Origin of the sequence: Aeromonas sp. 9A, assembly GCF_963900955.1 — a bacterium.
Taxonomy (GTDB): domain Bacteria; phylum Pseudomonadota; class Gammaproteobacteria; order Enterobacterales; family Aeromonadaceae; genus Aeromonas; species Aeromonas salmonicida.
Genome location: NZ_CAWRFG010000001.1, coordinates 792,853 through 817,801 on the forward strand (window position 1 = coordinate 792,853; position 24,949 = coordinate 817,801).

Genomic DNA, 24,949 nt, shown 5'->3' on the forward strand with positions numbered 1-24,949 from the left:
TGCGCATTCTATGCGGGGCACGCCTTGAGTAAAAGCGCCAATTGCCCTCAATACCTCCGAGGCTTGCCACTACTTTGACCCCGGTGGAGGTGCGAATAACATACATGTTTCCGTATAGGAATAACCAAAGTGATTAAATACCATTTCAATTCATTACTGTGAGTCAGTAGACTCGCGCCCCAATCGATTTTCCGTAAGCCATGAGGTGACTGATGCCATTGATTCTTCTGCTTGTACTACTGGTGCTGTTCAGTCCGCTGGCCATTGACATCTACCTGCCCGCCATTCCGCAGATGGCCGAGCAGCTAGGTGCCGAAGTGACACTGATGCAGGGCACCATCACCTGGTTCCTGTTCAGCATGGGGCTGGGTCAACTGCTGGTGGGGCCGCTCGCCGATCGTTATGGCCGCAAGCCCATCGCCCAGGGTGGTGTGCTGCTCTATGGCCTGAGTGCTCTGGCGGCCGGTTTTGCCGCCAGCCTGGGTGAGCTGATGCTGGCGCGGGTGCTGCAAGGCTTCGGCGCCTGTGCCACCTCAGTCGCCGCTTTTTCTGTGGTGCGTGACAGCTATGGCCCCAAGAAGAGCGGCCAGATGATCTCCTATCTCAATGGCGCCATCTGCTTTATTCCGGCGCTGGCACCGCTGCTGGGGGGCTGGCTCACTGCCAAGGCGGGCTGGTCTGCCAACTTCTGGTTCATGGCAGGTTACGCGGCCATCGTTGGCAGCTGGTTGCTGTGGCGGATGCCGGAGACCCGCCCGGGCGAGACCAGCAGCAGTGGTCCGCTTATCAGCTGGTCCCGCTACAGCCCTGTGCTGCGCTCTCCCAGCTTTCTGTTCAACGCCTGTCTGTGCATGTTGGCGATGGCTGTGATCCTGGCCTATGTCACGGCCGCCCCTGTGCAGCTGATGGTGAAACTGGGGCTGGATATGAGCGGTTTCAGCTACTGGTTCACGGCCAATGCGGCGCTGAACATCCTCGCCTGCTTCCTGGCGCCCCGTTTCATCGCCAGAGTCGGGCCGAGACGCACACTGCGTATCGGTCTGCTGGTGATCACACTGTCAGCCATGGCGCTGACCCTGGTGCAGCATATCGACCACCCGCTGGCCATGATGGGGCCCGTGTTCTTCTCCAGCATAGGCTTTGCCATGGTGCTGGGGGCGGCGGCCGGCATGGCACTGGCACCGTTCGGCCACTGTGCCGGTACGGCAGCGGCCCTGCTCGGCCTGTTCCAGATGAGCGGCTCCGGCGCCCTGGTGGGGATCACGGGCTGGTTGATGCCGGATCCGCTCAACCAGCTGGCGTTGCACATGTGGCTGCTGTTGCCGCCATTGCTGTTGCTGCTGACCCGTCAGGGCCGGCACTTGTGTTTGCAATAAATCCTGTGCTCTGATGGGCACACTCAGGGGGCCATGAGCCCCCTGTTCTTTTTGCAGGCGACATCTCGCCTGACTCTCATGACACACAGACCCGTGGAGAAAACCGGATGAGCCAGACTCTCAACGCCGCCCTGGTGGGCTATGGCTTTGCAGGCAAGACCTTTCACGCCCCCTTCCTGACCAGTACTCCGGGCCTCTCCCTCGGTTGGGTCGTGAGCCGCGATGCGGCCAAGGTGCAGGCCGATCTGCCCGGTTGCCGGGTTGGCTCGCTGGAAGAGGTGTTGGCCGACAGCGCTGTGGATCTGGTGGTGATCGCCACCCCCAACGACACCCATGCCCCCATTGCCCGCCAGGCGCTGCTGGCCGGCAAGCACGTGGTGATCGACAAGCCGTTCGCGCTGGATCTGGCCGAGGCGAAGGCGCTGGTTGAGCTGGCCGGGGAGCAGCAGCGGCTGCTCAGCATCTTCCACAATCGGCGCTGGGACGGGGATTTTCTTACTGTGCGCCGTCTGCTGGCAGAGGGGGCCCTGGGGCAAATTGCCCAGTTCGAATCCCACTTCGACCGCTATCGCCCCGAAGTGCGCCAGCGCTGGCGCGAAGCGGGCGGCCCCGGCTCGGGTCTGTGGTTCGATCTTGGTCCTCATATTTTGGATCAGGCGCTGCAACTGTTTGGCCAGCCCGACTGGTTGCAGGCGGACTTGGCCCTTCAGCGGCCGGGTGCATTGAGCGATGACTACTTCCATGTGACGCTGGGCTATGGCGAATTGAGAGTGATATTGCACGGCAGCTGTCTGGTGTCGGCCACCATGCCTCGCTTCGTCATTCACGGCAGTGAAGGATCCTTCATCAAATTCGGCATGGACGTGCAGGAAGATCAGCTCAAACTTGGCAAGCGGCCCCCGGCGGCCGACTGGGGTCTGGATGGTGAGCCCGGTCAGCTCAGCCGTATTCGGGAGGGGCAGTTGCAGCAAGAGACAGTGGCCGGTGAGGCAGGGGATTACGGTGCCTACTATCGCGGTGTTTGCGCCGCCATTCTGGGGGAGGGAGAGAATCCCGTCCCGGCCAGCGAGGCACTGGCCGTGATGGCGCTGCTGGATCTGGCCCGTGACAGCCACCAGCAGGGGAAACGGCTGGTTTGTCAGGTTTTGTCTGATTGATACTTCTGTCGTGGGTATCATTCGGCCAGATGCAATCACCACTTGCTGCCAGTGAATGTGCCATTCTTGGTGGTTTATTATGCGAAGCGGCAGTTTGGTGAGTGTTTTGTGTTAATGTTTTTCGTTGTAGTAGTTCTTTTCATCTAGCCAACGAGAAAATATCATTGTGATACTCGTTTCCATTGGCCGCGTATGGGGATATATTTCGCGCGCCTCTTGGCTCCCGGCCTAATGGGTTTCTAACCGGGTGAAAGGACGCATTGTGATGGTTGAATGAACCATCTCTCCATATTTTTTTGAGGGTATGCACATGAACAAAGTACTGGTAGCCGGTATCCTGGGTCTGATGTTGACCGCCTGTGGTCAGAAAGAAGAAGCCGCTGCTCCGGCTGCGACTCCGGCCGCCGACGTTGCTGCAACTGTTGAGAAAGCCGCTAGCGAAGCCACTGCTACTGTAGAGAAGGCTGCTTCCGAAGCGACTGCAACTGTTGAGAAAGCTGCTGCTGACGTAGCCACCAAGGCTGAAGCCGCAGTGAGCGATGCCAAGGCCAACTAAGCCTGCACCTCATCTGAAGACGGGCCCGGAGGCAACTCCGGGCCCGTTTTTTTATGGCCTGATCAGACGGCCGGATTGAGCAGGGTGCCGCTGCGCAGGGTGATTGCCTGGCATATGGCTCGCTTTATGGTGCTAGACCGCGGGGTTGAGCCGGGCGGTGAGAACATGATCCTCCCAGCGGCCATTGATCATCAGGTAATCCCGGGCATAGCCTTCCCGCTCAAAGCCAAGGCGCTCGAGCAGGGCGGCGCAGCGCAGGGTGATTGCCTGGCATATGGCTCGCTTTATGGTGCTAGACCGCGGGGTTGAGCCGGGCGGTGAGAACATGATCCTCCCAGCGGCCATTGATCATCAGATAGTCCCGGGCATAGCCCTCCCGCTCAAAGCCAAGGCGCTCGAGCAGGGTGCCGCTGCGCAGGGTAATTGACTGGCATATGGCTCACTTTATGGCACTAGACCGAGGGGTTGAGCCGGGCGGTGAGAACATGATCCTCCCAGCTGCCATTGATCATCAGGTAATCCCGGGCATAGCCTTCCCGCTCAAAGCCAAGGCGCTCGAGCAGGGTGCCGCTGCGCAGGGTAATTGACTGGCATATGGCTTACTTTATGGCACTAGACCGAGGGGTTGAGCCGGGCGGTGAGAACATGATCCTCCCAGCTGCCATTGATCATCAGGTAATCCCGGGCATAGCCTTCCCGCTCAAAGCCAAGGCGCTCGAGCAGGGCGGCGCTGCGCAGATTGGCTGGCATATAGCTTGCCATGACGCGGTGCAGGCCGTGTTCCCGAAACAGATAGGCTATTCCGGCACCGACCACCTCTTGCATCAGACCCTGACCCTCATGGGCTTTATCGACGGCATAACCGAGGTGACAGGCCTTGAACATGCCCATCATGATGTTGGTGAAGTTGCAGGTGGCGATCACCTGCTCGCCCTTGAGGTCGAGCGCCACCAGATGGATGGCGCTGCCGTTGAAGAACTGGCCATAGCTGTCGCGCAATCGACCATGCCAGTGACTCAGGGTATAGAAGCTCTCGTCACGGCTGGGTTCCCAGGGGGTGAGGTGAGCGCGGTTGCGCAGATAGAAATCCAGCATCAGGTCGGCCCGTTCGGGCGGCAGAAGAGTGACTCGGGTGCGGGCCGTGCTGAGGTGTGGTAGTGCCATCAAGGTTCCCTCTGTGGATTCATGAGCCTGGTGCCGGCCGCTGGGGACAGGGCCGCCAGCGGCCATCAGTGCTCCCGTTGCCTTAGCCAGTCATCGCGCAGCAGACCGTAGTGGACGTGATCCACCACCCGATCTGCCAGCCGCTCGGCCCGCCGTGTGATCCCCTCCTGCTGCATGCCGAGTCGCTCGCACACCGCCCGGCTTGGCTCGTTCTCTGCCGCCGCGCTGATCTCGACCTTCTCCATCCCCATCTCTTCAAAGGCGTGATGGATCAATGCCTGACAGGCGCGGGTGATGATGCCGTTGCCCTGCCAGCGCTCTGCCAGCCAGTAGCCTATGGTGACCTTGGCCAGCGCCTGATCGATCTGGTTGTAGCCGATGACGCCAACCACTTCCCCCTGATATTCGATGGCGGTGGTCAGCCCCTCGCCCCGGGCAAATTTCTCGATGGCGTGGCGGATGAAGGTGGCGCTGTCAGCCGGCTGCTGTATGTAGGGGGGCCAGGGCAGCCACTGGGTGAGGTAGTCGCGGTTCTCCCGGCACAGGCCGAAAAGTTCGCTGGCCATGTCGGGCTGCAAAAACAGCAGCGCCAACTCGTCGTCCAGTTGCCATGAAAACATCCTTACCTCCCACCCGAACTAGGCCTTTGCTGGCCGCCAAACAGCCAATGTAGCCAATCAACCCCTTGTGCGCCAAGGACTTTCATCCTCTCGTCTGCGTCCGCTATCCCCATATGGAGGGGCCCATATGCGGGGTTGTTCGAGGCCTTGCCATTCTCCGCCCTTTTTCAGCGCGATTCACTACTTTCGATTTGGTTTTCGCTACTGAACAGGTGTAACAGCAGATCCTGCTACGGGTTCATGCTGCTCTGTCACATATGACAGGCAGCAATTTTGATCTCGACAACTAGTGTAGGAACGCTGGGCAACGGATCCGGCGTGTAACCTTCATCGACCTAAGGAAAGACGAGATGAAAAAAGTGTATTTGGCCGTGTTATTGGCCTGCTGGGGAAGCGCAGCCTTGGCTGCAGAACAGGTAGAAGTGCATCAGGTCGCGGGTATTCAGGGGGCACCGAGCGGCGCTGCCGGTGTCAGCGCACTGGCCGGAGATGGCGAGTTTCGTCAGGTACGGGTCGTCAAGTTGCCCAATGGCCAGCAGCGGGTTCGCTATGAGCAAACCTGGCGCGGCATTCCGGTGTGGGGTCAGGTGCTGGTGGCCGAACAGTCTCTCGGTGGGCAGATAAGCCAGGTTTCCGGCCAGATGTTGCGCCAGATTGATGCCGACGTGGCCAGCCCTACCACCGCCCTGTCGCCGGCTGACGCTGCTGGCAAGGCCCGTGCCGGTGCCAAGGGCAGCAACGAGCGGGTCAAGCTGTTCGTGATGCAGGATGAGGCAGGTCAGGCCCGTCTGGTCTATCTGGTCTCCTGGCTGGCGGCAAGCGAAGAGCCGAGCCGCCCCTTCGTGGTGATCGATGCCCAGAGCGGCGCCGAGCTCAAGCGTTGGGAGGGGATCAACCACAAGGATGCCACAGGTCCGGGTGGCAACATCAAGACTGGCAAGTACTTCTATGGCGCGGACTTCGGCCCCCTGCTGGTGGATGACAACTGCCGCATGACCAGCCCGAACGTGGATACCATCAACCTCAATCACGCTACCTCGGGTGGCGCCGTGCACCAGTTCACTTGCCCGGAGAACACGGTCAAGGAGATCAATGGCGCCTACTCGCCGCTCAACGATGCCCACTACTTCGGTAACGTAGTGTTCAACATGTATCGCAACTGGTACAACACGGCGCCGCTCAACTTCAAGCTGAAGATGCGGGTGCACTACAGTCGCAACTATGAGAATGCCTTCTGGGACGGCAGCCAGATGACCTTCGGGGATGGTGCTACCACCTTCTATCCGCTGGTGAGCCTGGACGTGGCTGCCCACGAGGTGAGCCACGGCTTTACTGAACAGAACTCCGGGCTGGTCTATTCCGGTCAGTCGGGTGGCATCAACGAGGCTTTCTCCGACATGGCGGGGGAGGCTGCCGAGAACTTCATGAAGGGCAGCAATGACTGGCTGGTGGGCGCCCAGATCTTCAAGGGCAACGGCTCCCTGCGCTACTTCGAGGATCCGACCCGGGATGGCCGCTCCATCGGTCATGCTGCCGACTACCGGGCAGGAATGGATGTTCACCACAGCTCGGGTGTCTACAACCGCGCCTTCTACCTGCTGGCCAACACCAGTGGCTGGAACACCCGCAAGGCATTCGAAGTGTTCGTGCTGGCCAACCGGCTTTACTGGGGCGCCAATACCACCTTCGATCAAGGCGCCTGTGGCGTGACCAAGGCGGCCACCGACCTGGGCTACAGCCTGACTGACGTGGCGGCAGCCTTTACCACTGTCGGGGTCAATGCCTCCTGCGGTACCACGCCGCCGAGCGGCAGCGTGCTGCAAAACGGGGTACCTGTGACCGGCCTCTCCGCCGCCAAGGGTGGCAAGGTGAACTTCACTATCGACGTGCCGGCCGGCAAGAGCCAGCTGGTGGTCGCCAGCAGTGGTGGCACCGGGGATGCGGATCTCTACGTCAAGTTTGGTTCGGCTCCGACCAGCACCAGCTATGACTGCCGTCCTTACAAGGGGGGTAATGCAGAGACCTGTACCCTGAACTCGCCCCAGGCGGGTACCTGGCATGTACAGCTGAGTGGTTACAGCGCCTTCTCGGGGGTGACCCTCAAGGCAAGCTACTGATCCTGAGCTATGTGATCGAGTGTTTGGCGCCGGACTTGTCCGGCGCTTTTTTATGCAGATTTGCCCGACCAGCGCCGGGCAAGGGCTCTGGCTGCCTCCAGCACCCGCTCCTTGGCCGGATTGGGCCGCTTGCCGCTACGCCAGGCCATCATGACATCCCAGTGATCCAGCGGCAGGTCCACCACATCCAGCTGGACCAAGCGGCCAAACTCCAGATCCCGGCTGATGGCGAGTGCCGGCATCAGTGTGATGAAGCCGTGCTCCAGCGCCAGTTCCCGCGCCGCGCTGGCGGGCTGAATGGCGTGCAGCGGGCTCGTTACCTGACGCAGCAGCCGCAGTTGCAGGATCAGCTCGTCACAGCCGATGCCCCACTGCTGGGGTGCCAGTCGCTCGTTGGCGATATCCTGCAGGGTCAAACCTTGTCTTCCTGCCAGCGGATGGGTGGCGCAGGCCACCGCTATGATGGGGGAGCGGTAGAGCAGTTCGAGCTGGATACCGGCTATGGCGGGGCACTTGAGGATGAAGCCGACGTCGGTTTCCCCGGTCAGCAGTTCCTGCATTATGATGCCGGAGTGATCCGTGTTGCAGCGGATCTCGAACGCTTCGTCTACCAATGCCAGCAGCAGGGGGCCAAACACTACCGTGGTCAGGGAGGGCAGGCAGGAGAGCTTGATGCGTGGCAGGGCCGGTGCTCCCTGCATCGCCAGGCGTCCCCCTTCAAGTGCACTCAGGGCGGCTGCCGCCGCAGGCAAAAACTGCTCGCAAGCCGGAGTGGGCGTGGCCCCACGTCTGTGGCGGCGAAACAGGGGCTGGCCCAGCGCCTGCTCCAATACGGCGATCCGCTGGCTGACCATGGGTTGCGACCAGCCACGAATGGCTGCCGCCTTGCTGAAGCTGCCGCGATTGACCACATCCAGTAGTAATTGCAAGTCATCCAGGGTCATAGCCATAACGTAATCCAATATGAAATATAGCCAGTTGTCGGCTACCACTATATCTGGCGCCCTTCCAGAATAGCAGTCTCAATTGTTGCGAATTGGCATATTGCCATGCCGGGTCAGAGGGTTGCAGTTACCCTTTGCCCGATTTGACGACGGTGTCATCCGGGCGATGAGACGAGCGAGTTGGTTGTCATTAGCAAAGCAGGGGTCAGGCAGTCATGGTGGAGCGGGCGAGGCGGTTGGGGCGGTGGTTTTTGGCGTTGGATTCCCTCTTGGTGATCCTGGGATTTTTCGTGGTGATGCCCATGATCAGTCTGCGCTTCGTGGATCAGCTGGGCTGGGCGGCCGGTGTGGTCGGTCTGGCGCTGGGGTTGCGTCAGTTGACCCAGCAGGGATTGGGAGTGCTGGGGGGATCGCTGGCAGACAAGTTCGGTGCCCGGCCACTCATAGTGGGGGGCATGCTGTTGCGGGCCGCGGGGTTTGCCAGTCTGGCCTATGCTCAGAGCGGGCTTGAGCTGATCCTCTCCTGCATCATCTCGGGGCTGGGCGGTTGCCTGTTCGATCCACCCCGTGCCGCCCTGGTGATCAAGTTTACCCGCCCGCGTCAGCGGGGCCGTTACATCTCCTTGCTGATGATGCTGGAGAGCGCCGGCGCCGTGGTGGGGGCCCTGCTTGGCAGCTGGCTGCTCAACTTCGACTTCGAGTATGTCTGCCTGCTGGGGGCGGGTCTGTTTGTCTGTGCGGCCCTGTGCAACCTGCTGATCCTGCCCCCCTACAAGCTCTCGCAGCGGCCGACGCCTATCCGGGCTGGTCTCGGCCAGGTGCTGGCGGACAAAGCCTTCTGCCGGCTGGTGCTGATCCTGAGCGGCTACTACGCGCTCTGGGTGCAGGTGATGCTGATTTTCCCCATCCTGGTCAAACAGATGGCGGGCACCACCACGGCTGTGGGCTGGATGTATACCCTGGAGACCGCCATCTCGCTGACGCTGCTCTATCCGCTTGCTCGCTATGGGGAGAAGCACTTCAAGCTGGAAAATCGCCTGATGGCGGGCGTACTGCTGATGACAACCGGGATCGGGCTGGTGGCGTTTGCCACTACGCTGCCAGCCGTCTTCGTATTGCTGGCCTGCTTCTATCTGGGGATCGTCATCGCCGAGCCGGCGAGAGAGACGCTCATGACCAAGTTGGCACAGCCTGGGGCACGTGGCAGTTACATGGGATTCAGCCGGCTGGGGTTGGCGCTCGGCGGCATGACGGGATACGTGGGGGGCGGGGCTCTGCATGACTACGCCAATGTCCAGGGGCAGCCCTGGTTACCCTGGCTGGTGCTGGGAACGGTTGGCGTGACTAGCTTGTTGCTGCTGGTGAACTGCTTTCACCGCGAGCCGAGTCTGGCGCGGGTCAACATCTGACAGGCAATAAAAAACCGGCCGCAGGGCGGCCGGTAAAATACAGTAGGCAATTCAGGGAAAACTTAGAAGTTGTACTGCAGGGCCACGGCGACCACGTCGTCGGTGTTCTTGCCGAGCGAGTTGGTGTGGGTACCGTTGACGTTGTCCAGCAGGTTGATCTTGTAATCAACATAGGCATTGAAGTTGTCGGTGAAGTTGTACCAGGCACCGATGGAAACATATTCGGTGGCGGTATCGTCAATGCCGCGGGCATTGTCTTTCACGTCGGTACGCAGGTAGGCCAGAGACGGCTTGAACTTGCCGAAGGTGTACTGGGCCACGGCTTCGTAGCCATCCATCTTCTCGGCGTAGCCGTTGTTGACGAACAGGTGGTCTTCACCGTGGGAGTAAGTAGCGGCCAGGTAGAGGTCACCGGCTTCGTACTTGGCACCCACACCGTACAGCTTGGCATCGCGGTCGCCACCGAAGGCAGCGTTGTCAGCCTGCTCGTCGGTCTTGCCAGCCTGGTTGTAGGCTGCACCCAGACTCAGACCCATGTCGAAGTCATAGTTGGCGGACAGGGCGAAGCCTTCGGCGGAGCCCTTCGGATTCCAGGTGCTGCTGATGCCAGTCAGGTTGGAGCGATCGGCGTTCTGCGGATCGTTGTTGCCGGTGAACTGGGCACCCAGGGTCAGACCCTGATAGGTGTAGATGTACTGAGCCAGACCATTGGTGCGGCCGGTGCCGAATACTTCGGTGTCTTTACCCAGGCCATCGCCACCCCATTCCGGCAGCACGTCCGTGTAGTTGTTCACCGCCTTGGTGAACAGGCCATCCTGACGACCATAGCTGAAGGCGCCGAAACGATCGTGCTTGATACCGGCGAAGGCATAACGCAGTTCGTCGTTGTCAGAACCGGATACCGGCAGGTTGTACTCGGCAAAGCCGAAAGCGGTCAGCTCGTTGTCGATCTTGGTTTCGCCGGCAATGTGCAGACGCAGATAGCTCTTGTCGCCTTCAGAACCGTTGTTATCAGTGCCGTAGTACATGCCTTGAGCACGGCCACCTATCTCGAGTTTGGTGTCGTTCTGGTCATAGACGGTTGCGGCTTGGGCGCCGCCGGCCAGCAGCACGCTGGAGATGGCCATAGTCAATGCTGTCTTCTTCATCGTTTTTTCCTCTGTGTAAACAATGTCGGACCTGTGCTCGGTCCTGCAGGATCGGTTGCTGTTCCGATGGCCCAGAGTAGATCTGTGAACCTTGATAGGAACTGAAGCAGTCGAGGATTAATTGACTGAGAAAGGGAAAAACGAGGAATAAAAAACGGCCCAATGAGGGCCGTTTGAGTTTTTATGGCATTAAATGCTGATTAGAGCATCATACCGCCAAAGAAGAAGCCCAGTGCCACGGCGAACGCTATGGTGGCGGTGCCGGGGATGAAGAAGGGGTGGTTGAACACGGCCTTGCCGATCCGGGTCGAGCCGGTGTCGTCCATTTCGACCGCTGCCAGCAGGGTCGGGTAGGTCGGCAGCACGAACAGGGCACTCACGGCGGCGAAGGAGGCGATGGCGGTCAGCGGGCTGACACCCAGTGCCAGCGCGGCCGGCATCAGGGCCTTGGTGGTGGCGCCTTGTGAGTAGAGCAGCATGGCGGCGAAGAACAGCACCACGGCCAGCAGCCAGGAGTACTGGTTCAGCAGATCACCAGCAATCAGCTGAATGGTGTCCATGTTGCCTTTCACGAAGACGTTGCCCAGCCAGGCCACACCCAGTACACAGATACAGGCGGACATACCGGACTTGAAGGTCGGCATGTTGGTGATTTGAGTGGCGTCCAGTTTGCAGACCAGGGTCATGATGGTAGCAGCAGCCAGCATGATGCCCATGATGGCACCGTCACGGGGAATTGGCGGGTTGGTGATCAGCCCCACTTTGCCTGAGATGGCGGTGGCATAAGCCATGACGGCCACGATGGCGGCGATGAAGATCCAGACAGACACCTTGGCGTAAGGTTTCAGCTCCAGCTTGGTGGTGCCGCGCAGCTTGATCAGCCCTTTGGCTTTACGCTCCAGATAGACTTCATCCTGATCCAGCGGTTTGCCCATCATGTTGGCAATGAAGGCGCCCAGGATACAGGCGATGAAGGTGGACGGAATGCAGATGGCCAGCAGGGTCAGGTAGTCGACACCGAACGGCTCAAGCATGCCGGAGAAGGCAACCACGGCCGCCGAGATCGGGGAGGCGGTGATGGCAATCTGGGAGGCGACGACCGCGATGGAGAGCGGACGGGAAGGACGAATGCCCTGCTCCTTGGCCACTTCGGCGATTACCGGCAGGGTGGAGAAGGCGGTGTGACCGGTACCGGCCAGCATTGTCATCAGATAGGTGACGATGGGGGCGGCGAAGGTGATGTACTTGGGATTCTTGCGCAGAGCCTTTTCTGCCAGCGAAACTAGGTAGTCCATGCCACCGGCCAGTTGCATACAGGCAATGGCACAGATGACGGACGCGATGATCATGATCACGTCCCAGGGGATGAAGGTGACCAGCTGGTCGCTCGGAATTTGTACCCCCAGGCCCCAGGTCAGCACCAGCACACCCAGACCACCGGCAAAGCCGATACCGATACTGCCTATCCGGGCCCCCAGATAGATAGCGGCGAGCACGACAAGTAACTCGATAACAATCATAGCGAACACTCCATTTTCCAGTTTTTTTAGGTTTTATTTGGCAGAAAAGCCAATTCCCGATGGGACTGGGTGAGACCGATCGGGAACTGACTTTATGGGCCGGGATAAACCCGACCCATTTTCTCGCTTATACGGTGGCTTCGCGGGTGTAGCGCTTGGCTTTGTATTGCGGGTTCATCAGGTTCTCGATGGAGAGGATTTCGTCCAGCTGTTCGGCGGTCAGCAGGCCGCGTTCCAGCACGACCTCACGAACGTTCTTGCCGGTCTGGGCGCAGATCTTGCCGACGATATCCCCCTCGTGGTGGCCGATGAAGGGGTTCAGGTAGGTCACGATACCGATGGAGTTCAGCACGTGGTTCATGCAGATTTCCGGGTTGGCGGTGATCCCTTCCACACACTTCTCGTGCAGGGAGATACAGGCTTTTTCCATCAGGCTCAGGGATTCGAACATGGCCTGACCAATCACAGGCTCCATGACGTTCAGCTGCAGCTGACCGGCTTCGGCGGCGAAAGTGATGGTGACATCGTTACCGAATACCTTGAAGCAGGTCTGGTTGACCACTTCCGGGATAACCGGGTTGACCTTGGCCGGCATGATGGAAGAACCCGCCTGCATTTCCGGCAGGTTGATCTCTTTGAGTGCAGTGCGCGGACCTGAGGAGAGCAGGCGCAGGTCATTACAGATCTTGGACATTTTCATGGCCAGACGCTTGATGGCACCGTGCAGCATCACATAGGCGCCACAGTCGGAGGTTGCTTCGATCAGGTCTTCTGCCGGAACATAAGCACGACCGGTGATCTCGGCCAGGCGTTTGATGGCCAGCGCTGAGTACTCGGGCGGGGTGTTCAGGCCGGTACCGATGGCGGTTGCGCCCAGGTTCACTTCCAGCAGCAGCTCCTGGCAACGCTTGATGGACTTGATCTCTTCACGCAGGGTAACGGCGAAGGCGTGGAACTCCTGACCCAGTGTCATGGGAACCGCGTCCTGCAGCTGGGTACGACCCATCTTCAGGATGCTTTTGAACTCCTTGGCCTTGCCATCAAAGGCGGCGATCAGTGCTTCCAGGGCATGCAGTGTGGTGTCTGTGCTGTTTACCACGGCAACGCGGAAGCCGGTAGGGTAGGCGTCGTTGGTGGATTGGCACTTGTTGACGTGGTCATTGGGGTTGATGACGTCGTAACGGCCCTTCTCCAGACCCATGATCTCGAGGGCGATGTTGGCCAGCACTTCGTTGGTGTTCATGTTGACGGAGGTGCCTGCACCACCCTGGTAAACGTCGACCGGGAACTGGTCGAAACATTTGCCGGTGTTCAGCATCAGGTCGCAGGCTTCTACGATCTTGTCAGCAATTTCAGGACGGATGGTGCCCAGTTCGCCGTTCGCCAGGGCGGCGGCCTTCTTGGTCAGCACCATGCCGCGGACAAATTCCGGAACGTCAGAAATCTTCTGAGTGCTCAGCTTGAAGTTTTCGACTGCGCGCTGGGTATGCACGCCGTAGTAGAGCTCATTGGAAACTTCTTTGGTGCCCAGCAGGTCTTCTTCAATGCGGACGTTCTTGATGTCGCTCATTGTAATGCCTCAGAAATCAGATAAATGGAAACGATCCTCACCGAGTGGTCGCGAGTTCCTTACGCACGGCTCATCCTGAAGCACCACACATCGAGTGGGGCAGTTGGGAGCGTTTTTTGCTCCCTTAATTACTAGCGTCGATATTACCTCAATTGAGGTATCTGATATTAGACCTGGATCACTAAATTTGAGACAACCTCAAATAACTTGTGGTCATTAAACAGATATTGCAATTGAGCGATTAACTTTGACAGAACAAGGATTTCAATCACAGTCTGCCATGCCGGTTTTTCTGAATATCTGGCGCTCTGTCACCCTTCACACTTGAAAAATGGGTGTCGACCCCCACTTTAATATTCAGGAACCGGCTTTGTAGCGTGTTGGCAGCGAAATATGCGTTTGCTGCAAGAGTTCACGGGTTCATCCAAATTCACTCGCACTGAGGTTGTTATGGGCAAGTTATTTCTGTTGTTGGTCGGTCTGGTGCTGCTCGAGCTCACCGTGATGATCGAGGTGGGCTCCGTGATTGGCGCCTTGCCAACCGTAGGCTTGCTGGTGCTGACCGCCGTGCTCGGGTCATCGCTGGTTCGCAGTGAAGGCATCAAGACCCTGCTCAATGCGCAGCAAAAAATGCAGCAAGGGGAGATGCCGGGTCGTGAGGTGATGGGGGGCATGATGCTGGCGCTGGCCGGCTTGCTGCTGATCATCCCGGGCTTTGTGACCGACTTCTTCGGTATCCTGTTGTTGCAACCCTGGCTGCGCAACAAGCTGGCTGACAAACTCATTGGCAGCAATCAGTTCCGGATGCAGATGGGCGGTTTTCATGCCCAGCAGCCTCCATTCGAGGCGCGTCCAGGCGAGGAACAACCGGGTCAGGTCAATCGTGGCGGGACCACCATCGAAGGCGAATTCGAGCGTAAAGAGTAAGCCTCTGTAGCGAAGCTGTGCCTGTCAGGGTTTGCCCTGATGGCACAATCGCTCGAAACGGTGGCGGGCATACCACCATGCCAGAGTGCCCGCTGCCAGATTTGCCAGCAGTATCCCCAGATAGACTCCCTGTTCCCCTCCCAGCTCCGCCCCCAGCCAGGCCCCTGGCAACAAGAAGACAAACAGCCGCAATCCGTTGAACAGAAACGAGATACTCGATGCCCTGACGCCGTTGAGTGCCGAGGCCAGCAGCATCACCATGCCCTGGAAGCCATACCCTATGGGTACCAGGTGCAAATACAGAATGATGAGGCGCACTACTTGTGGATGATCGCTGAACAGGTTGGCGATAAGCGGTGCCAGCAACCAGGTCAGCCCGTATACCCCGAGCTGGAACAGCAAAGCGAAGCGCATGCAAAATTGCAATGCGGCCCTGGCGCGGGCCGGGTTGCCAGCCCCGCAGTTTTGCGAGATGAAGGGGGCCAGCACTGAGGAGAGCGCCATCATCACTATGAGCAGCAGTGCCTCGACCCGGGAGGCGGCGCCGTAGGCGGCCACCACTTCGGTGCCCAGACCGGCGAAGATGATCATCAGCACCGCATTGGCCAGGGGGTTGAGCATGTTGGTGAAAGAGGCCGGCACGGCCACGTGGAGCAAGGCGCGCCAGTGGGCCAGCAATTGTGGGCGAGGGGACAGGCGCCATCGCAGCAAGCCTTCCCGATGGCGCAATATGTAGAGGCTGACCAGCATGGCCATCAACCAGGAGATCGACGTGGCGATGGCCGCCCCGCGGATCCCCCATTCGGGAAAGGGGCCTATGCCAAAAATGAGCAGGGGATCCAGCACGCCGTTCACCAGCCCCGCCACCGTCATCACCAGGCTGGGCGTCTTGGTATCCCCGGTGGCCCGAATGGCGGCATTGCCCACCATGGGCAGCACCAGCATGGGCACGGTCAGATACCAGATAAGCATGTAGTCATAGATAAGGCGGATCAGCTGGTCGCTGGCGCCGAGCAGCCGAAACAGGGGTTGTATGGTGAATGCTCCCAGCAGCGAGAGGAGCGTGACCAGCACCACGGCCAGAAACAGGCAGTCGGTGGTGATGCGGGCGGCTTCGTCATGTTTGCCCTGACCGAGGGCATGGCCGATGACGGCGGAGAGCCCGGCCCCCAGCCCCATTGCCAGCGAGGTGACCACGAAGGTGACCGGGAAGGTGAAGCTGATGGCGGCGAGTGCCTGGGTGCCCAGCATGCCGATGAAGAAGGTATCGACCAGATTGAATGCCAGTATGGCGATGATGCCGAGGATCATGGGGCCCGTCATGCGCAGCAGTACGGACGTCATGGGGGCGGTCAGCAGGGGGTTGGGTCGGGTCACGAGCTCGTCTCTATACATCTGGCGAAGTGAGTTCTGGCTGCAGGCAGCACAAACCCGGTTTCCTGACCGGGACACGGGCGATCCATCGAAGATATTCATAGTACGTGAAAATATTTTTTTTGTATTTGCCCTTGAAGGGTTAACAAAAACGCCCCACATCAGAGACATATCTAATTTGGCCAGGAATGGCCATTCCTCAAAGCAACACAGAGACTCATTTTGGGAGAGTTATCGATGAAAATTCGTCCACTGCACGACCGCGTCATCATCAAGCGCATCGAAGCTGAAGCCAAATCCGCTGGCGGCATTGTCTTGACTGGTACTGCGGCCCAGAAGTCCACCCGTGGTGAAGTACTTGCCGTGGGGACTGGCCGAATTCTGGATAATGGCGATGTCAAAGCCCTCGCCGTCAAGGTTGGTGACAAGGTGATCTTCAACGAGGGCTACGGTGTGAAGACCGAGAAGCTGGATGGTCAGGATGTACTGATCCTGTCTGAAACCGACATCCTGGCGATTGTCGAAGCGTAATCCACCCTTTCCCCTGCGAATTGATTGAAGGATTGAAGAAAATGGCAGCTAAAGAAGTCAAATTTGGCAACGAAGCCCGCATCAAGATGCTGGAAGGCGTAAACATCCTGGCCGATGCCGTCAAGGTTACCCTGGGTCCTAAAGGCCGCAACGTGGTACTGGACAAGTCCTTCGGTGCACCGACCATCACCAAGGATGGCGTCTCCGTGGCGCGTGAAATCGAACTGGAAGACAAGTTCCAGAACATGGGCGCCCAGATGGTCAAGGAAGTTGCTTCCAAGGCCAACGATGCTGCCGGTGACGGTACCACCACAGCAACCGTACTGGCTCAGGCCATCGTCAACGAAGGTCTGAAGGCCGTTGCTGCCGGCATGAACCCCATGGATCTGAAGCGCGGTATCGACAAGGCAGTGATCGCCGCCGTTGCCGAGCTGCAAGTGCTGTCCCAGCCGTGCGCTGACAACAACGCCATCGCTCAGGTAGGCACCATCTCCGCCAACTCCGACGAGAAAGTGGGCAAGCTGATTGCTGAAGCCATGGACAAAGTCGGCCGTGATGGCGTCATCACGGTTGAAGATGGTCAGGGCCTGGACGACGAGCTGGCTGTGGTAGAAGGCATGCAGTTCGACCGTGGCTACCTCTCCCCCTACTTCGTCAACAAGCCGGAAACCGGTGCCGTTGAGCTGGATGATCCCTTCATCCTGCTGGTGGACAAGAAAGTATCCAACATCCGCGAAATGCTGCCGGTGCTGGAAGGCGTTGCCAAAGCAGGCAAGCCGCTGCTGATCGTTGCCGAAGACGTGGAAGGCGAAGCGCTGGCGACCCTGGTAGTCAACACCATGCGTGGCATTGTGAAAGTGGCTGCCGTCAAGGCGCCGGGCTTCGGTGACCGTCGCAAGGCCATGCTGCAGGATATCGCCATGCTGACCGGTGGTACCGTGATCTCTGAAGAAGTGGGCATGGAGCTGGAAAAAGCGACCCTGGAAGATCTGGGCCGTGCCAAGCGTATCGTCATCACCAAAGAGAACACCACCATCATCGATGGCGTGGGTGATGCTGCCCTGATCGAAAGCCGTGTGGCCCAGATCCGTCAGCAAATCGAAGAGACCTCTTCCGATTACGACCGTGAGAAGCTGCAAGAGCGCGTAGCCAAACTGGCGGGTGGCGTTGCCGTGATCAAGGTCGGTGCTGCGACCGAAGTCGAGATGAAAGAGAAGAAAGCCCGTGTTGACGATGCCCTGCACGCAACTCGCGCTGCCGTAGAAGAAGGCGTTGTTGCTGGTGGTGGTGTGGCGCTGGTACGCGTTGCCGCCAAACTGGCCGGTCTGCGTGGTGACAACGAAGATCAGAACGTGGGTATCAAGGTTGCCTTGCGCGCCATGGAAGCCCCGCTGCGTCAAATCGTCATCAACGCTGGCGAAGAAGCCTCCGTCATTGCCAACGCCGTGAAAAATGGTGAAGGCAACTTCGGCTATAACGCTTACACCGAACAGTACGGTGACATGCTGGCCATGGGGATCCTGGATCCGACCAAGGTCACCCGTTCTGCTCTGCAGTTCGCCTCTTCCATCGCCGGCCTGATGATCACCACAGAGTGCATGATCACCGAGCTGCCGAAGAAAGATACCCCTGCCATGCCTGACATGGGCGGCATGGGTGGCATGGGCATGATGTAATTCAGTCCCGGTTACCAAACGGCTCGCTTTTGCGGGCCGTTTTTTTTATGGCGACTAAACTGAGTCTATTGTTGGTGACTTTTTCTGAGGTGAGTATGCGAGTAGCGGGTTTGATTCCATTACTGTTTTTTCTGGCGATGCCGGTCATGGCCCTTGAGGCGCCGCAGGGTCCCGTCATCTTGACGGTGACCGGCAATGTGAAGCCGGCCGAGGCAACAGAGGGAGAGGTGGCTTTCGATCTGGCCATGCTCAAAGCCTTGCCCCAGCATGAAATAGTGACGGGAAATCCCTGGGTCGACAAACCGCACAAGTATGTGGGACCCAAGCTGGCAGATGTACTGGCTGCCGTCGGAGCGGATGGCAAATCCATTACCCTGACCGCCCTGAACAGTTTTCAGATACGGATCAACTGGGACAAGGTCAGCAAATACGATCCCATTCTGGCCTGGCAAGATGACGGTGTGACCATGCGGGTACGGAATAAGGGGCCGCTTTGGTTTATCCTACCGCTTGATCAGCATCCGGAGCTGAAACGATCAGAGTTCACTGACATGATGATCTGGCAGTTGAATGCGGTTGACGTTCAACATTGATATAACGGCGTGCGGGAGTGCGAGTGAAAGCAAAGACCAAGGCGTGGCCTTTACTTGTCGTTCTTTACCTATCCATCCTGTTGTTTACGGGAAGTACCCTGTATTGCCTCGCGCAGATACAGAATGCGACCCGGGTGATGGAAAAGTACACCTATGACGTCTCTTGGGCGCTGATGCAGTTGCAGCTGGAGTTGGGGCGCTTCCTCAACTCCGTCGAGATCTACCATTATGGTGGCATCGATCACGACACTCTGATGCTGCGTTACGACATCCTCTGGAGCCGCACGCCAATCCTGCTCAGCGGGCAGTTGCGCCAGAGCATGAAAGACAAGCAAAAGACCCTGCGTCTGGTGCAGCTGATTGAAAGCAACATCCGCGAGATGGAGTCCAACATCACCAATCTGAAGTCGGGTACGCCAGATTATCAACAAATCATGATGCGACTGGCCCCTCTGCAAGAACCTCTCTCTTACTCTCTCGCCTCTGTGATGCAAAAGAACATCAATGTCTATTCCGGTAATGACAAACGCTTTGGCCAACTGCGCAACGCCTTGCTGTTTATGGTTTCCGGTCTGGTGTTGTCCGTGATGTTGCTCAGTGGCCTGCTGATCCGCGAGGCGCGCCGCCATTTCCGGGCTGCAAGAGTCGATCCACTGACCGGGCTGGTCAATCGGTTGGCGTTGCTGGAGAAGATGGAATCGTACGCAACCAAGGAGATACCATTTGGTTTGGTACTGGTCGATATCAACGATTTTCGGGATATCAACAGCAAATTTGGCTACAACACCGGCGACTTCTTGCTGCAGGAGATGGCAAAGCGGGTTCGCGGCCTGTGTGAAAACGGTGAGTGGGTGGCGCGTCTGGGTGGAGATCAGTTTGCCATTATCCAGCGCGAGAGCAGTGACCTGCGGCAGGTGAGAGAGCTGGTTGTACGCCTGCTTCATGCGCTCAAGCAGGACATCATTATCGACAACTACCCCTTCCGGCTGGAGGTGGGGATAGGTATCGCCTTCTTCCCGATGGACAGCAAGCTGACCCAGGAGCTGCTCAGTCGGGCCGAGCAGGCGCTGTTCCACAGTCGCAAGACTCATGTCCCTTATGTCATCTATGACAACTCGCTGCTCAATGAAACGGCGCGGCGCAAGCATCTGGCAAGCGACATGATCATGGCGCTGGAGCACAACGCACTCGAATTGTATTACCAGCCCATCGTCAATCTTGAAAGCGGTCGCTGCGAGGCTGTCGAAGCGCTGCTGCGCTGGCGTCACCCTGAATTGGGGTTCATTCCGCCCAACGAGGTGATCCAGGTGGCGGAAGAGTTCCAGCTGGCCGAGAAACTGGGCAGCTGGGTGCTGAACACCGCCTGTGAGCAGCTCTATCAGTGGCAGCAGCTTGGACTGGTCGACTTGCAAATGTGCGTGAATATCTCGCCTGGCATGTACCAGCGCAATTTGTTGAAACTGGTCGCCAAGGCGTTGATGGATCACCATATCCCGGCCGCCAGCCTGGTGTTGGAGGTGACGGAAGACACCACAATGCGCGAGGTGAAGAATTCCCTGCAGCTGATGCAGGATCTGAATCAACAAGGGGTGCAGTTGGCGCTGGATGATTTCGGTACCGGCTACTCATCTCTCAGCTATCTGCAGAAATTGCCGGTCAGCAAGGTGAAGATCGATCGCTCCTTCATCCAGGGGATCGATACCTCGATAGAAGCATCTGAACTGGTCGCCAACATTTGCCGTATGGGTTCCATGCTGGGCAAGAGTCTGGTGTGCGAAGGGATTGAAACCCAGGCGCAGCTCGATGTTTTGCGTACACTCACGGATATGCATCTGTATGGACAAGGTTATCTGTTCAGTCGCCCCGAGCAGGCCGAGAAGATATATCAGACTCTTCTGGAGATGGAGGAGGCGTGGTTAAAGCGGAGCCAGCCGGGTAAGGCGTATTTAATTTAGCCAAAACAGTTCATGTTTGGCGCAAGATGGCCGATAGTCTTAGGGCAGGAGGTACACCATGGATATATCTAGTTCTGCTAATGCGTCGTTTGGTTCTGCGTTGATGACGGCCAGTCTGGCCAAAAAACAGCAGACTCAAGAGGGCGAAGCTGCGCTGAAGCTGTTGCAAAATGCAGCCCAATCCGCGCCGGTTGCACCGACATCGGCCAGCGGCTCGCTGGGAAGCAAGATCGATATTCGCGTCTGACCCTAATGAAAAAGCCCCCATCTCGCGATGGGGGCTTTTTTATATCTGCGATTTGCTTCGCATCCCTTCGGATCAGAGCGGGAAGGGAGCTGGCGCCTCGAAGGTCATCCGCTCGCCACTGCGGGGGTGGCTGATGGTCAGCATGGCCGCATGGAGGTAGAGATGGGGGGCGGCCGCCAGTGCATCCGGATGGGCATAGAGGTTGTCACCCAGAATGGGGTGCCCCAGCTCCAGCATATGGACGCGCAGCTGGTGGGAGCGACCCGTGATGGGGGTCAGCTTGATCAGGCTGTTGCCGTTCTCCACCTTCAGCTTTTCCCACAGGGTCAGGGCGTGGCGCCCCTCTTCGAAATCCACCTTCTGCTTCGGGCGGTTGGGCCAGTCGACGCAAAGTGGCAGGTCAACCTGACCCGAGTCTGCTTCTGGCTCGCCCCACACCCAGGCGAGGTAGTGCTTCTCGGTCTCCCGCTCGCGAAATTGCCGACTCAGCTCCCGATGAGAATTGGGGGTGAGGGGTATGACAATGACGCCAGTGGTGGACATGTCGAGGCGATGGGCTGCCGCCGCCTTGGGGTGCTGCTGCTTCACCCGATGCAGGACGCTGTCTTCATTCTCGGGGCCGCGCCCGGGGACGCTCAGCAGGCCGGTGGGCTTGTTGACCACCATGATGTCCTTGTCCTTGAACAGGATATCGAGCCAGGGTTCCAGAGGCGGTGAGTATTCAAACATAAGTGTCTCGCATCAAAAGGTGGGGGCAAGCCCCCATCAGTTATGGGTAACCACAATCATAAAGGGCATGGGATCCCGCGTGAGCCGGAGCCGGTCATGTCTCTTCACTGCCTTGTCAGTTATGGATGACCACGATAATAAAGTGCATGGCATCCAGCCTGAGCTGGCTCAGGTCATGTCTCTTCATTGCCGCGTCAGTTATGGGTGACCACGATAAAGCGGATTGCATCCAGCTTGAGTTGGGTCTGATCGATCAGGTGGTGCAATTCTGCCTGCAGATTGCGCAGATAATCCAGTTCGCTGTCACGCACGTTCGGATTGACTGCCTTGAGCGCTTCCAGACGATCGAGATCCTGCTGCAGGGTCTGCGCCATCCGGGCACGGGCCTTGTCGACAATCCCGGCTTTCAGCTCTTCGGCAATGACCTGGCCCTTGCCAATCAGACCGTGGATCACCGGCTGGGAAGCGGTGACCAGCTTGCTGCCAAGGTGGCGGTTGACCGGGGTCAGCTGGCGGTTGAAGGCATCGAATGCCACCTTCTCGCCCAGATTCTGACCGTTCTTGTCCATCAGCAGACGGATCGGTGTCGGCGGCATGAAGCGGTAGAGCTGGGGATGGGCCGCAGACTCGGCGACGAAGATCAGCTCAAGCAGGATGGAGCCGATGGGCAGCGCCTTGTTCTTGAGCAGCGCTACAGACGTTGCGCCGATCTCGGAGCCCAGAATGAGGTCGATACCGCCGCGCATCATGGGGTGATCCCAGGAGAGCAGCGCCATGTCATCCCGTGACAAGGCGGTCGGGCGATCGAAGGTGATGGTCATGCCATCCTGCGGCAGGCCCGGGAAGCTGGATACCAGCATGTGATCCCCCGGGGTCAGCACCAGCGCGTTTTCGCCTCTGTCATCCTGATTGACACCGATCTCATCGAACATCTTGAGGGCGAAGGAGACCATGCCGGTGTCATCATCTTCGGCAGCCAGCTTGTCGACCAGCTGCTGGGCTGCGGCGCCACCGCTGGAGTGGATCTCCAGCAGGCGATCGCGACCCTGTTCCAGTCGGGCTTTGAGCGGCTCGTGCAGCTCGCGGGTCTTGATGAGCAGACTGTCGAGGGTTGCCTGAACGCCAGTGTTGGCGGCCAGCAGCTCGAACAGTTCGTCACGCACAGCTTCGAATACCGGGCGGGCAGTCGGGCAGGTCTGCTCGAACGCATCCAGACCATCGTGATACCAGAGCTGCAGGGCGCGCTGGGCAGTCCCTTCCAGATAAGGAACGTGGATCTCGACGGTATTCTGCTGACCGATACGGTCCAGACGACCGATGCGCTGTTCCAGCAGATCCGGATTGAGGGGTAGATCGAACAGCACCAGATGGCTGGCAAATTGGAAGTTACGACCTTCTGAACCGATTTCTGAGCAGAGCAGCACCTGGGCGCCACCATCCTCTTGCGCGAAATAGGCGGACGCCTTGTCCCGCTCGAGGATAGACATTCCTTCATGGAACACTGTGCCGCGGATCCCTTCACGGGTACGCAGCGCCTCTTCCAGCGCTATGGCGGTGGCCGCTTCGGAGCAGATTACCAGCACTTTTTGCTGGCGAGCAGAGAGCAGCAGCTCCAGCAACCAGTCGACGCGGGGATCGAACTGGGTCCAGGTGGCATTTTCCCCTTCGAACTGCTGGAAGATCTTCTCGGGATAGAGATAGCGCAGGGCGCGGGTCTGCAGATCGCCGCCATTGCCACCCATCATGCCCATCACCTTGATGGCTGTCTTGTACTGCTCCGGCAGTGGCATGGGATAAACGTTGAGGTGGCGCTCGGGGAAGCCCTGAATATTGGCGCGGCTGTTACGGAACAGCACCCGGCCGGTGCCGTGCTGATCCAGCAGCTTGGCGACCGCTTGTTGGCGGGCAGCAGCATCGCTCATATCCAGCCCTTCCAGCTGGCTGGCTAGGATCTGCCTGGCTTCATCGCTCAGGGTCTCGCCATCCAGCAGTTCTTGCGCCGCGCTGGCGACCTTGCCGTAAGCTTGCTCCTCGGCGAGGAAGGCCTCGTAATCGTAGAAGCGCTCCGGGTCGAGCAGGCGCAGACGGGCAAAGTGGCTCTGGTGGCCCAACTGATCCGGGGTGGCGGTCAGCAGCAGCACACCCGGCACTTGTTCGGCCAGCGCCTCCACCATTTCGTAGGCGCGGCTTGGGGCATCGATGCTCCACTCAAGATGATGCGCCTCGTCGACAACCAGCAGATCCCACTCGGCTTCCAGCACCTGCTCGAAACGACGACGCTTCTTGCGCAGGAAGTCGAGACTGCAGATCACCAGCTGCTCGGTCTCGAAGGGGTTCTCCGCGTCGGCGAAGGCCTCGATGCAGCGCTCCTCGTCAAACAGGGAGAAGTGCAGGTTGAAGCGGCGCAGCATCTCGACCAGCCACTGGTGCTGGAGAGTCTCGGGCAGCAGTATGAGCACGCGATGGGCGCGACCGGAGAGCAGTTGCTGATGGATGATCATGCCCGCTTCAATGGTCTTGCCCAGGCCCACTTCATCGGCCAGCAATACGCGCGGAGCATAGCGGTGTCCCACTTCATGGGCGATATAAAGCTGGTGCGGGATCAGGCTGACCCGGCCACCGGCCAGACCGCGAGTCGGGTTAAGGCGACGTTTATGCTGGTTGATCAGCGCTTCGTAACGCAGGGTAAAGCGGGACATACGGTCAATCTGACCGGCGAACAGGCGATCCTGCGGCTTGTTGAATTTGATAAAGTTGCTGAGAAACACTTCCTTGAGGGCAACGGGCTCATCATTGTCGGTGCGTACACCTATATATATAAGCAGACCGTCTTTTTCCTGCACTTCTTCGACCGTCATGGTCCAGTCTTCGTGAGTGGCGATCTGATCGCCCACATTGAAGCTGACCCGGGTTACCGGCGCCTCTTCTTTGGCATACATGCGGTTTTCACCGGTAGCCGGAAACAACAGGGTAACCATGCGTCCTTCAACAGCAACGACAGTCCCCAACCCCAGATCCGTCTCTGTATCACTAATCCAACGCTGGCCAAGTGCAAAAGGCATTAAACTCTCCAAAGCCCAAGAGTGTGTGAATCGCAAAGGGGCGCTATGTTACCCGAAGGCGTGACCTCGATCACCATGCATATAGAAGTGGGTGGTGCCAATTCGCTACAAGTTTGATCTATCGCTGCCAAGACATCATTGAAGATAGGCATATGTCGCCATATGAGTGTGTTGTTGCGGGATAAACAGTCTTTTTGGTGAATTGATGAGCTATTGAGATAATAATTCGAATTTAATTCGAAACGCCTCTTGCAAGCGTGATCCAGATCCCTAT

At 58.5% G+C, this 24,949-nt stretch carries 22 protein-coding genes and 1 pseudogene; 13 read left to right on the forward strand and 10 right to left on the reverse strand.

Going from position 1 to position 24,949, the window contains the following annotated elements:
• Window positions 1–212: 212 nt before the first annotated feature.
• From AACX78_RS03960 to AACX78_RS03970, 3 genes are all read left to right on the forward strand, one after another.
• A complete protein-coding gene (locus tag AACX78_RS03960) occupies window positions 213–1,376 on the forward strand; it encodes a multidrug effflux MFS transporter (protein ID WP_201302773.1) in 1,164 nt (387 codons plus the stop codon).
• Between the two features lie 107 nt (window positions 1,377–1,483).
• Window positions 1,484–2,533, forward strand: coding sequence for an oxidoreductase (locus AACX78_RS03965; RefSeq protein WP_159165449.1), 1,050 nt, complete (start codon window positions 1,484–1,486; stop codon window positions 2,531–2,533).
• A gap of 310 nt (window positions 2,534–2,843) precedes the next feature.
• Window positions 2,844–3,089 carry a hypothetical protein gene (locus tag AACX78_RS03970; protein WP_005318949.1) on the forward strand — a complete coding sequence of 82 codons (246 nt, stop codon included), beginning with the start codon at window positions 2,844–2,846 and terminating at the stop codon, window positions 3,087–3,089.
• Between the two features lie 132 nt (window positions 3,090–3,221).
• On the opposite strand, the pseudogene AACX78_RS03975 reads toward AACX78_RS03970, so the two are convergent.
• A pseudogene (locus tag AACX78_RS03975) lies at window positions 3,222–3,344 on the reverse strand (30S ribosomal protein S5 alanine N-acetyltransferase); the annotation flags it as partial.
• Between the two features lie 31 nt (window positions 3,345–3,375).
• Here AACX78_RS03975 and AACX78_RS22160 point away from each other — a divergent pair.
• Together AACX78_RS22160 and AACX78_RS22165 are read left to right on the forward strand one after the other, a co-directional pair.
• Window positions 3,376–3,516, forward strand: a complete 141-nt coding sequence (locus AACX78_RS22160) for a hypothetical protein (protein ID WP_201302774.1) — start codon at window positions 3,376–3,378, stop codon at window positions 3,514–3,516.
• Window positions 3,517–3,535: 19 nt separating this feature from the next.
• A complete protein-coding gene (locus AACX78_RS22165) occupies window positions 3,536–3,676 on the forward strand; it encodes a hypothetical protein (RefSeq protein ID WP_201302775.1) in 141 nt (46 codons plus the stop codon).
• 25 nt (window positions 3,677–3,701) lie between these two features.
• On the opposite strand, the gene AACX78_RS03990 is transcribed toward AACX78_RS22165, so the two are convergent.
• Window positions 3,702–4,253 carry a GNAT family N-acetyltransferase gene (locus tag AACX78_RS03990; protein ID WP_159165450.1) on the reverse strand — a complete coding sequence of 184 codons (552 nt, stop codon included), beginning with the start codon at window positions 4,251–4,253 and terminating at the stop codon, window positions 3,702–3,704.
• 65 nt (window positions 4,254–4,318) lie between these two features.
• Window positions 4,319–4,873, reverse strand: coding sequence for a GNAT family N-acetyltransferase (locus AACX78_RS03995; RefSeq protein ID WP_159165451.1), 555 nt, complete (start codon window positions 4,871–4,873; stop codon window positions 4,319–4,321).
• A 350-nt stretch (window positions 4,874–5,223) separates the two neighbouring features.
• On the opposite strand from AACX78_RS03995, the gene AACX78_RS04000 reads away from it, so the two are divergent.
• Window positions 5,224–6,990: a M4 family metallopeptidase gene (locus AACX78_RS04000; protein WP_159165452.1), complete on the forward strand. Its 1,767-nt coding sequence runs from the start codon at window positions 5,224–5,226 to the stop codon at window positions 6,988–6,990.
• A 50-nt stretch (window positions 6,991–7,040) separates the two neighbouring features.
• On the opposite strand, the gene AACX78_RS04005 is transcribed toward AACX78_RS04000, so the two are convergent.
• On the reverse strand, window positions 7,041–7,940 hold the full coding sequence (locus AACX78_RS04005; protein ID WP_201302776.1) for a LysR family transcriptional regulator: 900 nt from the start codon (window positions 7,938–7,940) through the stop codon (window positions 7,041–7,043).
• A gap of 209 nt (window positions 7,941–8,149) precedes the next feature.
• On the opposite strand from AACX78_RS04005, the gene mdtH reads away from it, so the two are divergent.
• On the forward strand, window positions 8,150–9,343 hold the full coding sequence (mdtH, locus tag AACX78_RS04010) for a multidrug efflux MFS transporter MdtH (protein ID WP_159165453.1): 1,194 nt from the start codon (window positions 8,150–8,152) through the stop codon (window positions 9,341–9,343).
• 62 nt (window positions 9,344–9,405) lie between these two features.
• On the opposite strand, the gene AACX78_RS04015 is transcribed toward mdtH, so the two are convergent.
• The 3 genes from AACX78_RS04015 to aspA form a co-directional block, all read right to left on the reverse strand.
• Window positions 9,406–10,491 carry a porin gene (locus AACX78_RS04015; protein ID WP_159165454.1) on the reverse strand — a complete coding sequence of 362 codons (1,086 nt, stop codon included), beginning with the start codon at window positions 10,489–10,491 and terminating at the stop codon, window positions 9,406–9,408.
• 200 nt (window positions 10,492–10,691) lie between these two features.
• Window positions 10,692–12,011, reverse strand: a complete 1,320-nt coding sequence (locus AACX78_RS04020; RefSeq protein ID WP_021140093.1) for an anaerobic C4-dicarboxylate transporter — start codon at window positions 12,009–12,011, stop codon at window positions 10,692–10,694.
• 127 nt (window positions 12,012–12,138) lie between these two features.
• Entirely contained in the window at window positions 12,139–13,581 is a 1,443-nt protein-coding gene (aspA, locus tag AACX78_RS04025; protein ID WP_159165455.1) for an aspartate ammonia-lyase, read from the reverse strand.
• A gap of 450 nt (window positions 13,582–14,031) precedes the next feature.
• On the opposite strand from aspA, the gene AACX78_RS04030 reads away from it, so the two are divergent.
• Entirely contained in the window at window positions 14,032–14,508 is a 477-nt protein-coding gene (locus AACX78_RS04030; protein WP_005318970.1) for an FxsA family protein, read from the forward strand.
• A gap of 24 nt (window positions 14,509–14,532) precedes the next feature.
• On the opposite strand, the gene AACX78_RS04035 is transcribed toward AACX78_RS04030, so the two are convergent.
• Entirely contained in the window at window positions 14,533–15,903 is a 1,371-nt protein-coding gene (locus AACX78_RS04035) for an MATE family efflux transporter (RefSeq protein ID WP_043151501.1), read from the reverse strand.
• 216 nt (window positions 15,904–16,119) lie between these two features.
• Here AACX78_RS04035 and AACX78_RS04040 point away from each other — a divergent pair, with 216 nt between their 5' ends.
• The 5 genes from AACX78_RS04040 (at window position 16,120) to AACX78_RS04060 (ending at window position 20,884) form a co-directional block, all read left to right on the forward strand.
• Window positions 16,120–16,413: a co-chaperone GroES gene (locus AACX78_RS04040; RefSeq protein ID WP_005318973.1), complete on the forward strand. Its 294-nt coding sequence runs from the start codon at window positions 16,120–16,122 to the stop codon at window positions 16,411–16,413.
• Between the two features lie 41 nt (window positions 16,414–16,454).
• A complete protein-coding gene (gene groL, locus AACX78_RS04045; RefSeq protein ID WP_021140096.1) occupies window positions 16,455–18,089 on the forward strand; it encodes a chaperonin GroEL in 1,635 nt (544 codons plus the stop codon).
• 95 nt (window positions 18,090–18,184) lie between these two features.
• Window positions 18,185–18,682 (forward strand): molybdopterin-binding oxidoreductase, encoded by a 498-nt coding sequence (locus AACX78_RS04050; protein ID WP_201302928.1) that lies wholly within the window; start codon window positions 18,185–18,187, stop codon window positions 18,680–18,682.
• 23 nt (window positions 18,683–18,705) lie between these two features.
• Window positions 18,706–20,637 carry a putative bifunctional diguanylate cyclase/phosphodiesterase gene (locus AACX78_RS04055; protein WP_159165456.1) on the forward strand — a complete coding sequence of 644 codons (1,932 nt, stop codon included), beginning with the start codon at window positions 18,706–18,708 and terminating at the stop codon, window positions 20,635–20,637.
• A 58-nt stretch (window positions 20,638–20,695) separates the two neighbouring features.
• Complete coding sequence (locus AACX78_RS04060; protein WP_021140099.1) at window positions 20,696–20,884, forward strand: hypothetical protein; 189 nt, start codon at window positions 20,696–20,698, stop codon at window positions 20,882–20,884.
• Between the two features lie 72 nt (window positions 20,885–20,956).
• Here AACX78_RS04060 and rluA read toward each other — a convergent pair whose 3' ends face one another.
• Entirely contained in the window at window positions 20,957–21,613 is a 657-nt protein-coding gene (gene rluA, locus AACX78_RS04065; protein ID WP_159165457.1) for a bifunctional tRNA pseudouridine(32) synthase/23S rRNA pseudouridine(746) synthase RluA, read from the reverse strand.
• Window positions 21,614–21,807: 194 nt separating this feature from the next.
• Window positions 21,808–24,675, reverse strand: coding sequence for an RNA polymerase-associated protein RapA (gene rapA / locus AACX78_RS04070; protein ID WP_159165458.1), 2,868 nt, complete (start codon window positions 24,673–24,675; stop codon window positions 21,808–21,810).
• Window positions 24,676–24,949 lie beyond the last annotated feature (274 nt).

Coding starts and splice junctions, on each gene's coding strand:
- AACX78_RS04005 (WP_201302776.1), bottom strand. CDS start 7,940: ATGGCTATGACCCTGGATGACTTGCAATTACTACTGGATGTGGTCAAT.
- AACX78_RS04030 (WP_005318970.1), top strand. CDS start 14,032: ATGGGCAAGTTATTTCTGTTGTTGGTCGGTCTGGTGCTGCTCGAGCTC.
- AACX78_RS22165 (WP_201302775.1), top strand. CDS start 3,536: ATGGCACTAGACCGAGGGGTTGAGCCGGGCGGTGAGAACATGATCCTC.
- AACX78_RS03960 (WP_201302773.1), top strand. CDS start 213: ATGCCATTGATTCTTCTGCTTGTACTACTGGTGCTGTTCAGTCCGCTG.
- mdtH (WP_159165453.1), top strand. CDS start 8,150: ATGGTGGAGCGGGCGAGGCGGTTGGGGCGGTGGTTTTTGGCGTTGGAT.
- AACX78_RS04050 (WP_201302928.1), top strand. CDS start 18,185: ATGCGAGTAGCGGGTTTGATTCCATTACTGTTTTTTCTGGCGATGCCG.
- AACX78_RS04035 (WP_043151501.1), bottom strand. CDS start 15,903: ATGTATAGAGACGAGCTCGTGACCCGACCCAACCCCCTGCTGACCGCC.
- AACX78_RS03970 (WP_005318949.1), top strand. CDS start 2,844: ATGAACAAAGTACTGGTAGCCGGTATCCTGGGTCTGATGTTGACCGCC.
- AACX78_RS03990 (WP_159165450.1), bottom strand. CDS start 4,253: ATGGCACTACCACACCTCAGCACGGCCCGCACCCGAGTCACTCTTCTG.
- AACX78_RS04060 (WP_021140099.1), top strand. CDS start 20,696: ATGGATATATCTAGTTCTGCTAATGCGTCGTTTGGTTCTGCGTTGATG.
- rapA (WP_159165458.1), bottom strand. CDS start 24,675: ATGCCTTTTGCACTTGGCCAGCGTTGGATTAGTGATACAGAGACGGAT.
- AACX78_RS04040 (WP_005318973.1), top strand. CDS start 16,120: ATGAAAATTCGTCCACTGCACGACCGCGTCATCATCAAGCGCATCGAA.
- AACX78_RS04000 (WP_159165452.1), top strand. CDS start 5,224: ATGAAAAAAGTGTATTTGGCCGTGTTATTGGCCTGCTGGGGAAGCGCA.
- rluA (WP_159165457.1), bottom strand. CDS start 21,613: ATGTTTGAATACTCACCGCCTCTGGAACCCTGGCTCGATATCCTGTTC.
- aspA (WP_159165455.1), bottom strand. CDS start 13,581: ATGAGCGACATCAAGAACGTCCGCATTGAAGAAGACCTGCTGGGCACC.
- AACX78_RS04020 (WP_021140093.1), bottom strand. CDS start 12,011: ATGATTGTTATCGAGTTACTTGTCGTGCTCGCCGCTATCTATCTGGGG.
- AACX78_RS03995 (WP_159165451.1), bottom strand. CDS start 4,873: ATGTTTTCATGGCAACTGGACGACGAGTTGGCGCTGCTGTTTTTGCAG.
- groL (WP_021140096.1), top strand. CDS start 16,455: ATGGCAGCTAAAGAAGTCAAATTTGGCAACGAAGCCCGCATCAAGATG.
- AACX78_RS03965 (WP_159165449.1), top strand. CDS start 1,484: ATGAGCCAGACTCTCAACGCCGCCCTGGTGGGCTATGGCTTTGCAGGC.
- AACX78_RS04015 (WP_159165454.1), bottom strand. CDS start 10,491: ATGAAGAAGACAGCATTGACTATGGCCATCTCCAGCGTGCTGCTGGCC.
- AACX78_RS22160 (WP_201302774.1), top strand. CDS start 3,376: ATGGTGCTAGACCGCGGGGTTGAGCCGGGCGGTGAGAACATGATCCTC.